Below are 13,783 nucleotides of genomic sequence, written 5' to 3'. Positions count from 1 at the left end.
GACTATGCCCGCCTTCGGCTCGAAGCGAGGGCCATCCTCTGCAGACCGAACGCTGCCATCGCGACAATGGCCAGGAATCCGCCGAACAATAGGAATATCCCCACACTACCAGCTTGCGCCGCGAGGGAAAGGGTCTGTGATCCGAACAGGCTAGCCACCGCCTCCCGTCCACCGTCCATCACGAGCTCACGTAGGCGACTTCCCGCAACACCAGATGCGAAGACGAGCAGATCGGTCTGGGTGGCGATCCAGAGAATCGCGACGGTGAGTACCGAGGCAACGGACGTCGCCACGGCGAGGGCAGCCACGCGCGCCGGACGCGACCCGGGCATCCAGCCCTTGACGGCGTCCCGAGCCGCGACGTGCCAAGGCACGAAGACCGGGACCTGCGTCATAACAGCGTCGGCAAAGCTGAAGGAGGGCGCGAAGTGCTCGAGCTCCTCGACGGCATCGGTGACGAGTCGGGCATCCTCGAGACGGGCGGTGCAGTCCGGGCACGAACGAACGTGAGCCTTGAGGGGGGCAACGCCAAAACCCTCCTCGTCATCGAGGAGGAGGTCGATCTCAGTCGGGAGAAGATGACGGTGATTCACGGAGAGGTTTACGCGCTGGCGTGCGGATGGGTTTCAGGCAAGAACACGGAATTTTCGCGGCAAAATTGCACTGCTCGAAGGACAGTGAGGGGGCGCACAGACCTCACCGAAAACGTGGAACTTTTTTCGAGGCGACATGGAGTCCTAATCCTCCGTCTTCAGGTGCTCCAATGCGCGCCTGAGCTCGTGCCGCGCGCGATGGATGTAGGTCTTCACCGTACCGAGGGGAAGATCGAGGGTCGTCGCGATCTCCTCGTAGGAGCGTCCCTCCACGTGACGCAGCAGTATGCAGGATCGATACTCGGGACGAAGCTGGGCGATCGCTTGCTCGATCGCCGATCCCAGCTCCTTGGCCTCGAGCTCATCGAGCGGCGATTCCTGAGGGACCGTGATCTCGAATGAAGTCGATTCGATTGCGTCGGCCGTTGCTGCGTGCGGCGAGCCGTCCATACTGATCGTATCGAGCTGCCGTCGCCGCAGGTGATCGATGGCGACGTTGTTCGCAATCTTGAACAACCAACTCGAGAGTTTGAACTCCGGCCGGTAGCGATCGATGTGATTCAGGACTTTGATGAACGTGTCCTGAGCGAGATCCTCGGCGAGCTCGCGGTCGCGAATCATGCGATAGATCAGCGAAAACACCGGACGCTCATAACGGCGAATCAGCTCGCGGAATGCGGCCTCGCGCCCTGCTTGCGCGAGGGCAACGACGTCCGCGTCCGGCAGGTTGGTGAGATCGAGCGCCGTGGTCATCCGAGGTGAAAGTAAGATCGCGGTGATCCGGCATCCAGCGCGAGAGTGCGTTGGCGCGCTTGCTTGCGTCTACGGCACGGGTGAACTTTGGTCGATGCCGATCAACCAAATGGCGACCGAGCATGCTGTATTGACTGCCGATCGCGAGACGAAGCGCGATTTCGTCCGCGGGATGTTTTCGGCCATCGCGCCGCGATACGATCTTCTCAACCACCTCCTCAGCTTCAATATCGATCGGCTCTGGCGCCGGCGCGCAATTGCGGCGCTGAATTGGCGGTCTGCGCCGGCCGCGACCTATCTCGATCTCTGCGCGGGCACTCTCGACGTCGCGGCAGCCCTGGCAGGCCAGCCAGGGTTCCTGGGGCGCGTCGTCGGCGCCGACTTCGCCGAGCCAATGCTGCGCGCGGGAAGCGAGAAAGTCTCGCGCGCGATCTCGCCACTCGTGGCGGACGCACTCGATCTCCCACTCGCCAGCAATAGCACCGCCGGCGCGATTGTCGCTTTCGGTATTAGAAATGTGAGTGATCTCGACGTTTCACTGCGAGAGGTGCATCGCGTGCTTGGCGGGGGAGCTCGCTTCGTGATTCTTGAATTCACGACGCCCCGGAATCCGGTGATGCGGGCCGTCTATCACTTGTACTTCCATCGGGTGCTTCCCTTTATCGGCGGGATCGTGAGTGGGCATCGCACCGCTTATCGATATCTACCTGCGTCGGTTGCTCAGTTTCCGGCGGAGGAGGAGCTGGCCGCGCGCATGCGCGCGGCGGGCTTCGCGAACGTGCATTGGACGTCGCTCTCGTTTGGCATCGCGGCGATCCACGTCGGCCAGAAATGAATTGCCCGTGACCCTCGATACGCTGAGAGCGTTCGTCGAATCGCTCGATGCCGCTGGAGAGCTGGTTCGCATTACGAGGCCAGTGTCGCTCGACCGCGAGGCATGTGAAATCGCGGATCGCGTCATGAAACAACCTGACGGCGGCCGCGCCATCCTCTTCGAGCACCCCGTACTGATGAGTGGCGAGCGATCGGATTACCCCGTTGCCATCAACCTCTTCGGATCCATGCACCGCATGGCGACGAGCCTCGGCGTGCGCGACCTCGATGAAATCGGCGCGCGTATAACGAGCTTGCTCGAATTGAAAGTTCCCGAGGGCTTCGTCGCGAAGCTCGCGCTGCTGCCGCGTCTTCTCGAGGCGGGCCGGTTTCCACCGCGTGTGCGTTCGGGAACGCCGCCTTGCCAGGAGGTCGTCTGGCGCGACGCAGACGTGGATATCGATCGGCTACCGTTGATGAAGTGCTGGCCCGACGATGGGGGCGCCTACATCACGTTCCCGATGGTCATCACACGCGATCCGAGGCGCGGCATCCGGAATGTCGGGATGTATCGCATCATGCAGACGGGCAAGACGACGCTTGCGATGCATTGGCAGCGTCACAAAGTTGGTGCGGCACATTGGCGCGAGATGGCTGAACGCGGCGAGCGAATGCATGTCTGCATCGCGCTCGGCGCGGATCCCCCCTCGATGTACTCGGCGAGCGCACCACTCCCGCCGACCGTCGACGAGTTTCTGTTCGCTGGGTTTGTACGCGGCAAGCCCGTTTCGCTCGCGAAGGCCGTCACCTGTGATCTCGAGGTTCCCGCCGAGGCCGACTTCGTGCTCGAGGGATACATCGACCCCGCCGAGCCGCTCGTAACCGAGGGGCCGTTCGGCGACCACACGGGCTTTTACTCGCTTGCCGATCTATATCCGCAAGTACACATCACCGCGGTCACGATGCGGAAAGAGCCGATCTTTCCCTGCACGATTGTTGGCCGTCCGCCGATGGAGGATTTCTATCTCGGGCACGCGACCGAACGAATTTTTCTGCCGTTGCTCAAGCTGACGATTCCGGAAATCGTCGACTATCACATGCCGGCCGAGGGGATCTTTCACAATCTCGTATTTGTTTCGATCAAGAAGGAGTATCCGGGTCAGGCATACAAGGTCATGAATGCGCTCTGGGGCCAGGGGCTGATGTCGCTCGCCAAGGTCCTGATCATCGTCGACGGCTGGGTCAACGTGCGCGATCCGCGTGAGGCATGGTGGGTCGCTCTCAACAACATCGATCCGCAGCGTGACGCGCGCTTTACAATGGGGCCGATGGACGTGCTCGATCACTCGAGTCGCGCCTTCACGTATGGATCGAAGATGGGTCTCGACGCGACGCGAAAGCTGCCCGAGGAGGGCTTCGTGCGCGAATGGCCAGACGTGATCACGATGGACGACGAGACGAAGCGCCGAGTGGATCGAATGTGGAGTGAGCTTGGAGTGGATGCGGAACGGGCCGGGAAAGCGGGAGGGGGAGAGCGCCCATGATCGGTCGCGCGCAGGAAGGGCAAACGTTCAGCGGGACGTCCCGGTTCGTCGCGTTCGTCAACCTCGTTAGGCTGCCGCACACGGTCTTCGCGCTACCGTTCGCGCTGATCGGCGTCGTGCTGGCTTCGTATCGACATCGGTTGCGACTCGCGGACATCGGCTGGGTCGTGCTCGCGTTCACCGCGGCGCGGTTCGCGGCGATGGCGTTCAATCGGATCGTCGACCGTCACATCGACGCAAAGAATCCACGCACGGCGATGCGCGAGCTGCCACGCGGCGTATTGTCGGTGCAGGAAGCCTGGGTCTCCGTCGTCGTGTCGATCGCGGTCTTCGTCGTCTGTGCGGCGGCGCTGAATCCATTGTGCCTGTTTCTCTCGCCGCTCGCGGTGCTGTGGGTGCTCGGCTACAGCTTCACCAAGCGATTCACGCGATGGTCGCATCTCGTACTCGGCGCTGGGCTCGGCATTGCGCCGGTCGGCGGTTACCTCGCGGTTGCCGGCAGCTGGAGCAGGCCGTGGTGGGTGCTCATCGCGCTGGCGGCCGCGGTCACGACGTGGGTGGGCGGATTCGACATTCTGTACGCGCTGCCTGACGAGGGTTTCGACCGTGCGCACGCACTGCATTCCATTCCCGCCGCAGTGGGCGAGCGTTCGGCGATCTATATCGCGCGCTCGCTGCATGTTCTGACGATTGCGGCATTGGCGCTGACCGGCTTCGGAGCGCACCTCGGCGTCTTGTACTGGTGCGGCCTGGCCATCGCGGCGGCGATTCTCCTCTACGAACATTCGCTCGTGCATCCCGGAAATCTCGCGAAGCTCGACGCCGCATTCTTCATGATGAACGGCATGCTCAGCATCACGCTCCTGTTCTTCGTGCTCGCCGAACGAATCCGGCCGTTGCTGCTGTTGGGCTGGAGACGATAGACCAATGGCAGCCGAGTGCCCGATCGTGTTTGCGATCACCGGGGCGTCCGGCGCGCCGTACGCCATTCGGCTGCTGGAACAGCTCATCAGGGCTCGACGTGCCGTGCAGCTCGTGATCTCGAGTCACGGGTTGCGCCTGCTCGAGACCGAATGCGGAGTGAAGTCAGCGGACCAGCTTCGCGCGCGCGCGGGCGCGAGTGGCTGGGATGAGCACGTAACGCTCTTCGATGATGCCGATCGCGGCGCGGCGCCCGCGTCGGGCTCGGCGCTCAATGCAGGAATGGTGATCTGTCCGTGTTCGATGGGAACGTTGTCGGCGATCAGCGTCGGTGCGTCGCGGTCATTGGTCGAGCGTGCGGCTGACGTCGCGCTCAAAGAACGTCGACCGTTGGTGCTCGTACCGCGCGAATCACCGCTCAACGCGATCCACCTCGAGAACATGCTGCGCGTGACCCGTGCCGGGGCGGTGGTGCTGCCGGCCTCACCGGGTTTCTATCACCGTCCGACGACGATCGACGAGTTAGTCGATTTCGTCGTCGCACGTGTACTCGATCATCTCGGTGTGGAGCACGAGCTGGTGCGACGGTGGGGCGAGGGCGGAACGGAGAGCGCTCGACCACCACGCCGTCGACGCTAGTGGACGAGGGCACTCACCACATCGGCTTGATCTCGGACACGCACGGGCTCGTTAGGCCGGATGTGTTCAGTGCGCTCGATGGCGTCGAGTTGATCCTGCACGCCGGTGATGTTGGCGATGGCGTGCTCGCAGAGCTCAGCGCGATCGCACCGGTCGACGCAGTGTATGGGAACACTGATCCGACCGACGACCCGCGGCTGCGTCAGTCGATCGAGCGGATGATTGCCGGTGTTCGGGTGCATGTCAGCCATGGTCACGAGCTGGGCAGCCCGACGCCGGAGCGCCTGTTAGCGAAGTATGACGCCGACGTGATCGTCTATGGACACACGCACCAGCAGAAGATCGTCGATTTGGGTGGACGATTAGTCGTGAATCCGGGGGCGGCTGGACAACGCCGATTCAGGCTGATGCCGAGCGTGGGTGTGCTCACTATCGCTCGCGGTGTAGCGAGCGTGCGGATCATCGACCTGCGAGTTGATTAGAGGACGTAGCCCCCGTACTCCTTCTCGCCGCCGGACCAGCGCTATACGACGCGGAAGTGTGAGACGGGGTACAGGTAGTCGCCGCCCGAATCGTCGATGATGCGGTAGAACGCGCCGTCCGCTTCGAGGCCCATCATCTCGTAGATCTTCCCGAGCGTGAGGTCGTGGCAACCGCCAGACTCGTCAGAGCCTGGATAGACCAGCCACGGGCGCAGGCTGATGCACTGCACGAGAGTGATCGGCTGCCACGTCGTTGCCATCGTCGCTCCGAGGGTCGCTGCCGCTGCGCGCGGCGGTTCGTACGAGACGACGCAATGCAGAAGACAGGCCAAGGGACGGTGCGCGCGTTCGCTTCAATTCCGCCGGAAATCGGCGAAACCAACTCGACAGGAGCAGCAACTCATCGATCTCGTGAGTCGGGACCTGTGACGTCTGGCGCTCGGCGGGCGAAAAGACCTGCTCTACGAGAGACGTCAGTCGTGCCTGATCGTCGCCGGACCGCGGTAAGTCCATCTCCGCGCGCACGCGCCCGCGACGAATCAGATACAGGCGATCTGCACCGTCATGCCCTGGTACTGGATAGACGAACGAGAGCGTCTCGACGGCAAATTTCAGTCGAAAAAATTGTTCCTTGAGCGACTCGAGCCGATGGAGCTTATCGCGCAGTGACGCGGCGCGCTCGAATTCCAGCCGCTCGCTCGCTCCTTCCATCTCCACGCGCAACGTTTCGATCGGCCCGTCGTCATCGCCGTCCAGAAACGCGCGCGCCAATTTCACGCGTTCCTGATACTGCCGTGCGGTACAACCGCCGACGCAGGGACCGACACACTTCTTCACCTCGAAGCGAATGCAGCCGGGCGTCCGCGGAAAGATGCTGAACAATTCCGGTTGATCGGCGAAGTGCATCCCCTGATCGTTTGCGCAATCGCGCAATCCGAGCACGTCGTTCAGCTCACGAACGGCGTCGCCAACGCGTTGCGCACCCTGGAACGGCCCGTAATAGATCGATGCATCGTCGTTGCTCGGCCCGCGAACAACCAGAAATTTCGGCGCCGATCCCTTGGTGAGCTTGAGAAAGCAGAAGTTCCGCCCATCGCGCTTCATCGCCACGTTGAATCGTGGACGCAGGCGCTTGATCTGTCGCAGCTCCTCGAGCAACGCCGCGAACTCGCTCGGCGTGTAGTCCCACTCGATGCGATCGGCCTCGCGCAGAATGCGCGCGCCTTTCTCCTCGGGGAAGGCGCAGCGAAAATAGCTGAGGAGACGCGTTCGCAGCTGCTTCGACTTACCGACGTACACGACCTCGCCGCCCGCCGTGAGCATTCGATAAACTCCCGGCCGGTTCTCGGCGCGGCCGCGCACGTCGTCCTGCATGACGCCGAGCTGCGCGTCGGACGTAGGAGCGCGAAGGAGCTCTAACTTTGGCAGCGGGCGCACAGCACGGTCATCCGTCCATCGATAGCATGCGTGCCGACCAGCCGGGCAGCGCAGCGAGGACACGGCTCACCGGCGCGGCCGTACACGGCGAGGCGCTCGACGAACCCACCGCGCTCGCCGCTCGCGTCACGGTAGTCACGGAAACTGGTGCCGCGCGCCGCGATCGACTCGGTGAGGACGTCCACGATGCCGGAGTGGAGACGAGCGGCCTCCTCGGGGATGAGGCGGTTCGCGGCGCGCGATGGATCGATTCCCGCACGCCACAATGCTTCGTTCGCGTAGATGTTTCCGATGCCCACCACCTCGCGCTGATCCATCAGGACCTTCTTTACGGCCTGTCGAGATCCCCGAAGAAGGACCGATAGATGCTCGGCCGTGAACGCCGGGTCAAGTGGTTCGATGCCGAGCGCGGACGAGTAGCGCTCGAATCGAGCGTGGCGCATGAGTGCGACGGTGCCGAGCCTACGGATGTCGCGGTAGTGAAGAGAGCGGCCGTCGTGGAGCTCGAACTCGACGGTGGAATATTTCTTCTCGCGATCTGGAAGATTGCCCGCGTCGATCAGCAGGGCGCCGGTGAACCGCGGCTGCACGACGAGGTGATCACCCGAGGAGAGGTCGAGCACGACGAGCTTCGCGCGACGCCAGCCACGCGTGATACTTGTGCCAGTGAGACGCTTGGCCAGTTCCCGCGCCGAGACTTCACGGAGCACATCCGCTTTCTTGACGACGACACCGGTGATCCGGGCGCCGCTCACGTCACGATCGAGATCGCGCGCGATCGTTTCGGTCTCAGGTAGCTCCGGCATGGCCCGCCGCCGTCAAACGCGCGAGCTCGCGCCACCCAATGTCGTCCCGGAATTGCATGCCTTCGAACTCTACTCGTGAGGCATACTCGCGACTGATTCGCTGTGCCTCTTCGAACGTGGTCGCGTGTCCCGTGACGGCGAGGACTCGGCCGCCGTTGGTCACAAGCGCGCCGTCTGATCCCTGTTTTGTGCCCGCGTGGAAGACGATCGCGCCTTCAGGAGCTCGTGGCATCGAGATCGCATCGCCGATACGCGGTTGGTCAGGGTAGCCGGCGCTTGCGATGACGGTGGTGACGGCATGGCCGTTAGCGAAGCTCAGCAGATCCTCGTCAGGCGCCTCGCTATCCGTCGCTGCGGCGAGCATGATCTCGACGAGTGATCCTTCCGAGGAAGTCACCGGCAGAATGGCCTGTGTCTCGGGATCACCAAATCTACAGTTGAACTCGACGACCTTCGGGCCATCGGGCGTGAGCATCAAGCCGCCGTACAGCAATCCAGTGAATCGCACTCCGCGCGACCGCAACGCGTCGAGCGTCGGACGTAGGATCGTGTCGACGATTTCGCGCTGAGCTTCGCCGCGGAGGGCTGTCACGGGCGCGTACGCACCCATACCGCCGGTGTTGGGGCCATGATCGCCAGCGAGCAGACGCTTGTGGTCCTGCGCCGGGACCATGGGCACGAGCCACTCGCCATTCGTGATCGCGAAGACGGAGATCTCCTCGCCCTGCATGAATTCCTCGACGAGGAGCTCGCTCCCCGCGATGCCGAATGTGCGTTGCACCAGCATCTCGTCGATGGCGCGGTCAGCTTCCTCGATTGTTTCGCAGACGATAACGCCTTTCCCAGCGGCCAGTCCTGAGGCCTTGATCACAACGGGCGCGCCCAACTCGCGCGCCGCACCGCGCGCGCGAGCAACATCGGTACACGTGAGTGCGCGTGCCGTGGGGACGCCCGCATCGAGCATCAGCTGCTTGCTGAACGCCTTCGAGGTCTCGATCTGCGCCGCCTGACGAGTCGGACCGAAAATCGACAGCCCTTCCGCGCGGAATCGGTCGACGATACCGCCAGCCAGTGGCGCTTCCGGTCCGACGACGGTGAGCGTGACGTTTTCCTGTCGCGCGAACCTAACGAGATCGTCGAACTCGCTCGTGGGGATGGGGAGGCATGTCGCCAGTTTGGCGATGCCTGGATTGCCGGGGGCGGCGTAGAGCGTAAGTGCTGGGTTGTCTCTCTTGAAGGCCCACGCCAGAGCATGCTCGCGACCGCCGCCCCCGACAATCAGAACTTTCACTTATTCGACTTCCAGGCGTTGTTGAATGCGTCGCGGGCGCGACTGAATGCGTCACCGAATTGCTGGAAGGTCTCGCGCGTCTTGGCGCCGTAGTAGCCCGCGGCGTCGACGTAATCTTCGCTCAGCGGCTGGCTCCCTTCGTCGCCACGGCGCAGATAATCGCCGGCGATGATCTTGTCGTACTGCCCGCTGCGTTGCCACCTGAGCAGCTCGGACGCCCGCACCGTGTTGAACGGATGCGAACGGAAGGCGGTGTTGAGCAACTTTAGCACCGTGTCCCATGCGCCCCCGCCAGTCTCGTATTCTTCCGCTTGCGTCATGAACTCCTCGAGGCTCACCTCATCGTTGCCTGGTTTGCCACCGGCGAGCCTCATAAACGTGCCCATCGCGATGTTGAGGTCCTGCACCCCAAGCAAACCCGCGCGGTCGCAGGACAGCTCACTCTTGCGGTACCACTCGAAGAGCGCGAGCTCGATCGGCAGCAGCGCCATGCCCGCGAGGAACGGCAAGTTGCGCACGCCGAAATTGAGGAGGATGATCGCGATCGTCACGTATGTGACATGGCCGCTCATGATGTGCCCGAGCTCGTGAGCGAGTATGAAACGCTGCTCTTCTTCATTGAGCGTGTCGATAGTCCCCGAATTCATGATGATGAACGGGTCATCGAAGCCGACGGCGCCGGCATTCACGAAGGGCGTCTGCGTGACATAGAGTTGTGGCCGCGTCGGCCAATCGAGGGTCTCGAGCACCTCGGTGTAGATCTGATTCAGACGCGGTCGCTGCCGCGGGCTCACTCGCACGGCATTCGCGAGAAAGAGTTGTCGGATGCCGCGTTCACCGAAGAAGCCAGCGACCTTGCGCACGACTTCGTCGAAGCCGGGGATGGCCCGGAGGGTGTTGAGCGCGGCGCGGTCGGCCGGATGCTCCCAGGCGCGCGAGGAGATTTGCGTGAGGTTGACGCGAGGCATGTGAAAAGGGGCTAAGGGCTTGGGCCTAGGAGCCAGGGCTCGATGATAGGGTGCCAGGTGCCAGACAGAGCCCCTACGGCCCCAGAACAGCCAGAGTTACGCATAATCAATCGGCAGCGACCTGCTCGCGGCTCGAACCGCCCTTCGCTCTAGGGATAGCCTCGAAGCCGTGTTGCAGATCCGCCAGCAGATCTTCGACATCTTCGACACCGCAAGAAAGACGAACGAGACCATCGGTGATACCGAGTTTCGCACGCATCTCTGGTGGTACCGACGCGTGGGTCATCGACGCGGGGTGACTGATCAGAGATTCGACACCGCCGAGCGACTCCGCAAGAGAGAACACTTTCACGTGACCGAGGAGGTGTGCCGCTCGCTCGCGCGTGCCGAGCTCGATGCTGATCATCCCGCCAAAGCCCGTCATCTGTCGCTTCGCGAGCTCATGCTGTGGATGGCTTGGTAGTCCGGCGTAATAGACCTTGTCCGGGCCGATCTGCTCAACGAGCCAGTCCGCGATCCGCCGGCCATTGGCATCGTGCTGCCGCATGCGAAGATGCAGCGTCTTCGTGCCGCGAAGTGCGAGCCAGGCGTCGAACGGACCCGCAACAGCGCCGGCCGCGTTTTGAATGAACTCGAACTTGGCAGCGAGCTCATCGTCGGTGACGATCGCGATTCCGCCGATCATGTCGCTGTGCCCATTCAAATACTTGGTCGTCGAGTGGTACACGATGTCAGCGCCGAACTGGAACGGGCGCTGGAAATAGGGCGAGGAAAACGTGTTGTCGACGATGAGTAGTGCACCAGCCTTCAGCGCGATCGTACCAACGGCGGTCAGATCTGTAATGCGCATGAGCGGATTCGTCGGAGTCTCGACGAGAATCGCTCGCGTGTTCGGTCGTACCGCATCGGCGACGCGCTGAGCATCGCGGGTGTCCACGTAGCTGAAGGCAAGCCCAAAGTGCTGAAGTACGCGATCAAAAAGACGGAACGTCCCGCCATATACGTTCTCAGCGCAGATGATGTGGTCGCCGGAACGGAACAGCTTCATGATCGAATCGAGACAGCCCATGCCGCTGGCGAATGCGAAGCCGTGCCGGCCGCCCTCGAGAGAAGCGACGTTGCGCTCGAATGCCTCCCGCGTCGGGTTCTTCCCGCGGGCGTACTCATAGCCTTTATGCTCGCCCAACGCGTCCTGCACGTACGTCGACGTGAGGTAGACGGGCGTCATGATCGCGCCCGCGAGCGGCTCCGGACGCTGGCCAGCGTGAATGGCGCGCGTGCCGAAACCGGGGGAGAGATCCTCGTCGAAGACGCGAGTCATGGGCAAGCTCGTTTGCTGAATGTCGCTCTGAAGATAGTCCCGGCGACGGCAACGGACGAGCCATGAGCGCCGCCGCCGCGGCCGTCATCAATGCGCCGTACTGTCTCATCGTCGATGACGAAGAGCGGTTGCGTCAGGTTTTGATGCACATCATGCGCAGAGACGGCTTTCGGTGCGTTGAGGCGGCGAACGGACATGAAGCACTCGAGCAACTGCGTCGCTACCCATTCTCGCTCATGCTCACGGATCTGCGCATGCCGGGGATGGATGGCATGGAGCTTCTGCGCCACGTGCGCAACCTTCATGCAGACGTTGCGATCGTGATGATCACCGCGGTCCCCGACGTGCAAGCAGCCGTCAACTGCTTGTCGGGAGGCGCGATGGACTACCTGACAAAGCCTTTTCATCTCGAGGAAGTACGCGCGCGCGTCTCGCAAGCCATGGATCGACGGCGATTAATTCTCGAAAATCGTCATTTCCAGGAACGGCTGAGGGTTCGCGTCGAAGCGCAGGCGAGCCGCCTCGAGCAGATGTTCCTCGCGGGCGTACAGGCGTTGGCGGAGGCGCTCGAGCTCAAAGATCCGTACACGCGCGGTCATTCGGTCCGCGTTAGTCAATACTCATCGATCCTCGCGCGAACGCTCCAGCTCGACGACGAAGTGGTGCGGCAGATCGAGCTCGGCGGTCACGTGCACGACATCGGGAAGATCGGCGTGCGCGAAGCGGTGTTGAACAAGACCGAGAAGCTCACCGACAAGGAGTACGAGCACATCATGATTCACCCGCTCGTCGGCTGGCGAATTCTCGCCCCGCTGTTAGGCGACGCGCCGATTGCGCTCAACATCGTTCGCTCGCATCACGAGCGAATGGATGGTCGGGGCGTGCCCGATGGGCTCTCGGGCGACGCGATTCCTCTCGAGGCGCGCATCGTTGCCGTCGCGGACGCGATCGATGCGATGACGAGCGGTCGACCCTATCGCGGGAACGAGTTGTCGCTGGAGGAAGCGCTGGCGGAGCTGCGACACAACGCGGGCACACAGTTCGACGAGCAAGTCGTTACGGCGGTCGAACAGGCGGTGCGCAGCGGTGATCTCGTTCTGTTGCCGCGGAATACCGGACAGTTCGCCGCGGTTACAGGTGGAGCGAAAATCGCTCTTGTCTGATGCGACGGACGCGAACTGTCGACGACGCCGCTCGAACTCCCTCTCTAAATCACGGTCTGTCGCATGCGATTTCGCCGGTGGGGGCGCGACGACGTTCCTTCTGCGTCGACGGCGGGTTGTCGACATTGCCGGCGAACAGGACGCAGGTCAGTCCCGGGAGACCGGGGTGGCTGGCAACGGCGCTCCAGCCATCGGGCGTCGAGCGCAGCAACTCGAGCGTGACGCCGGCGGTGCGCGTGATGTGCAAGCTGTCGAGACGCGTTACGTAGCGCCCCGTCTGATGGACAGCTTCCTCCTCGGCGATCGCCACGGCACGAAGATCCGAACGCAGCATCGTTAGGATCTCGTCGGGAATCGGCGGTCGTAGGGGCGTGCTGTCTCTGCGCGCGGTCGCTGTCGCTTCTGGCACCCCAGGCGGCGTCGGCTGGCGCTGGACGAACACCGCATAGGCCGGCAGGTCGGTGACGCCGATGCTCTCGGGCAGCGTCATCGCCATCTCCGTCGTGAGCGTGAGGCCTGACGAGCGGGGCACGTCTGCCCGATGCGCGCGCGAGTACCACAATGAGCTACCCCATCGGCTGCTTCGATCGAGCCAGCGCATCTGCGGCGCCGCAGGATCGCTGTCGTCGACGTGCGACGAGCCTACTGAATCCCACGCGGCGCGTGTGTCGCGCACGACATCTCGATAGATCAGCTGACCGTGCACATTGAGTCCGTTACGAAGAATCGGGTCCGTGAACGCCAGGAGCCGGATGACGTGTCCGGTGCTGTCCACGACCGCCGAGAGCATGCCGGATTCGATCGGCACGGAACAGCGCTGCGCTCTCGCCCAGAGCCCAACGCATTCGTACTGCTTCGTGGACTCCTTCTTGGCGGCGTGGCGGAGCACGTCAAAACGCAATCCCGCGCGCATGTCGTCGCGACCGAAGAGCGCGAACGGAGACGCACGGTGGCCAGCGATATGATCGGCGAGGTTCGACGCGTCGTCGCAACCGGCAGAAAGTGCGGCGAACACCAGGACGCCGACGCGGACTGCATAACGACTCACGGAA

The 13,783-nt window shown here is 62.9% G+C and carries 14 protein-coding genes; 6 read left to right on the top strand and 8 right to left on the bottom strand.

Annotation, left to right across the window (positions count from 1 at the left end; all coding sequences use genetic code 11):
* Positions 1-2 precede the first annotated feature (2 nt).
* Positions 3-593: a hypothetical protein gene (locus VGH98_00740; protein HEY2374473.1), complete on the bottom strand. Its 591-nt coding sequence runs from the start codon at positions 591-593 to the stop codon at positions 3-5.
* A gap of 144 nt (positions 594-737) precedes the next feature.
* Complete coding sequence (locus VGH98_00735; protein HEY2374472.1) at positions 738-1,346, bottom strand: sigma-70 family RNA polymerase sigma factor; 609 nt, start codon at positions 1,344-1,346, stop codon at positions 738-740.
* A 94-nt stretch (positions 1,347-1,440) separates the two neighbouring features.
* Between VGH98_00735 and VGH98_00730 the strand changes: the two genes are divergently transcribed.
* The 5 genes from VGH98_00730 to VGH98_00710 are packed head-to-tail and all read left to right on the top strand — an operon-like array spanning position 1,441 to position 5,745.
* Complete coding sequence (locus VGH98_00730; GenBank protein ID HEY2374471.1) at positions 1,441-2,181, top strand: class I SAM-dependent methyltransferase; 741 nt, start codon at positions 1,441-1,443, stop codon at positions 2,179-2,181.
* A 7-nt stretch (positions 2,182-2,188) separates the two neighbouring features.
* On the top strand, positions 2,189-3,703 hold the full coding sequence (locus tag VGH98_00725; GenBank protein HEY2374470.1) for a menaquinone biosynthesis decarboxylase: 1,515 nt from the start codon (positions 2,189-2,191) through the stop codon (positions 3,701-3,703).
* Positions 3,700-4,626: a UbiA-like polyprenyltransferase gene (locus VGH98_00720; protein ID HEY2374469.1), complete on the top strand. Its 927-nt coding sequence runs from the start codon at positions 3,700-3,702 to the stop codon at positions 4,624-4,626. The genes VGH98_00725 and VGH98_00720 overlap by 4 nt, the downstream gene beginning before the upstream one ends.
* 4 nt (positions 4,627-4,630) lie before the next feature.
* Positions 4,631-5,263 (top strand): flavin prenyltransferase UbiX, encoded by a 633-nt coding sequence (locus VGH98_00715; GenBank protein ID HEY2374468.1) that lies wholly within the window; start codon positions 4,631-4,633, stop codon positions 5,261-5,263.
* Positions 5,263-5,745 carry a metallophosphoesterase family protein gene (locus VGH98_00710; GenBank protein HEY2374467.1) on the top strand — a complete coding sequence of 161 codons (483 nt, stop codon included), beginning with the start codon at positions 5,263-5,265 and terminating at the stop codon, positions 5,743-5,745. The genes VGH98_00715 and VGH98_00710 overlap by 1 nt, the downstream gene beginning before the upstream one ends.
* Before the next feature lie 183 nt (positions 5,746-5,928).
* On the opposite strand, the gene VGH98_00705 is transcribed toward VGH98_00710, so the two are convergent.
* The 5 genes from VGH98_00705 to VGH98_00685 form a co-directional block, all read right to left on the bottom strand.
* Positions 5,929-7,119 (bottom strand): UvrB/UvrC motif-containing protein, encoded by a 1,191-nt coding sequence (locus VGH98_00705; protein ID HEY2374466.1) that lies wholly within the window; start codon positions 7,117-7,119, stop codon positions 5,929-5,931.
* 41 nt (positions 7,120-7,160) lie between these two features.
* A complete protein-coding gene (mutM, locus tag VGH98_00700; protein ID HEY2374465.1) occupies positions 7,161-7,988 on the bottom strand; it encodes a bifunctional DNA-formamidopyrimidine glycosylase/DNA-(apurinic or apyrimidinic site) lyase in 828 nt (275 codons plus the stop codon).
* Complete coding sequence (purD, locus tag VGH98_00695) at positions 7,972-9,279, bottom strand: phosphoribosylamine--glycine ligase (protein ID HEY2374464.1); 1,308 nt, start codon at positions 9,277-9,279, stop codon at positions 7,972-7,974. Before purD ends, mutM begins: the two co-directional genes overlap by 17 nt.
* Positions 9,276-10,247, bottom strand: coding sequence for a M48 family metallopeptidase (locus VGH98_00690; protein HEY2374463.1), 972 nt, complete (start codon positions 10,245-10,247; stop codon positions 9,276-9,278). Before VGH98_00690 ends, purD begins: the two co-directional genes overlap by 4 nt.
* Positions 10,248-10,353: 106 nt before the next feature.
* Positions 10,354-11,568, bottom strand: coding sequence for a PLP-dependent aspartate aminotransferase family protein (locus tag VGH98_00685; GenBank protein ID HEY2374462.1), 1,215 nt, complete (start codon positions 11,566-11,568; stop codon positions 10,354-10,356).
* A gap of 62 nt (positions 11,569-11,630) precedes the next feature.
* Here VGH98_00685 and VGH98_00680 point away from each other — a divergent pair, with 62 nt between their 5' ends.
* On the top strand, positions 11,631-12,731 hold the full coding sequence (locus VGH98_00680) for an HD domain-containing phosphohydrolase (protein HEY2374461.1): 1,101 nt from the start codon (positions 11,631-11,633) through the stop codon (positions 12,729-12,731).
* Positions 12,732-12,780: 49 nt separating this feature from the next.
* Here the strand turns inward: VGH98_00680 and VGH98_00675 are convergent, their stop codons facing one another.
* Entirely contained in the window at positions 12,781-13,779 is a 999-nt protein-coding gene (locus tag VGH98_00675; protein HEY2374460.1) for a hypothetical protein, read from the bottom strand.
* Between the last annotated feature and the right edge of the window lie 4 nt (positions 13,780-13,783).

Source organism: Gemmatimonadaceae bacterium, assembly GCA_036496605.1.
Taxonomy (GTDB): domain Bacteria; phylum Gemmatimonadota; class Gemmatimonadetes; order Gemmatimonadales; family Gemmatimonadaceae; genus AG2.
The sequence above is the reverse complement of the archived record's forward strand: the minus strand, read 5'-3'. Positions and strand labels throughout refer to the sequence as shown.

Excerpts from the sequence above, each read along its gene's own strand:
- VGH98_00730 (HEY2374471.1), top strand. The coding sequence starts at position 1,441 with ATGCCGATCAACCAAATGGCGACCGAGCATGCTGTATTGACTGCCGAT.
- VGH98_00685 (HEY2374462.1), bottom strand. The coding sequence starts at position 11,568 with ATGACTCGCGTCTTCGACGAGGATCTCTCCCCCGGTTTCGGCACGCGC.
- mutM (HEY2374465.1), bottom strand. The coding sequence starts at position 7,988 with ATGCCGGAGCTACCTGAGACCGAAACGATCGCGCGCGATCTCGATCGT.
- VGH98_00705 (HEY2374466.1), bottom strand. The coding sequence starts at position 7,119 with ATGCAGGACGACGTGCGCGGCCGCGCCGAGAACCGGCCGGGAGTTTAT.
- VGH98_00720 (HEY2374469.1), top strand. The coding sequence starts at position 3,700 with ATGATCGGTCGCGCGCAGGAAGGGCAAACGTTCAGCGGGACGTCCCGG.
- VGH98_00735 (HEY2374472.1), bottom strand. The coding sequence starts at position 1,346 with ATGACCACGGCGCTCGATCTCACCAACCTGCCGGACGCGGACGTCGTT.
- VGH98_00715 (HEY2374468.1), top strand. The coding sequence starts at position 4,631 with ATGGCAGCCGAGTGCCCGATCGTGTTTGCGATCACCGGGGCGTCCGGC.
- VGH98_00680 (HEY2374461.1), top strand. The coding sequence starts at position 11,631 with ATGAGCGCCGCCGCCGCGGCCGTCATCAATGCGCCGTACTGTCTCATC.
- VGH98_00690 (HEY2374463.1), bottom strand. The coding sequence starts at position 10,247 with ATGCCTCGCGTCAACCTCACGCAAATCTCCTCGCGCGCCTGGGAGCAT.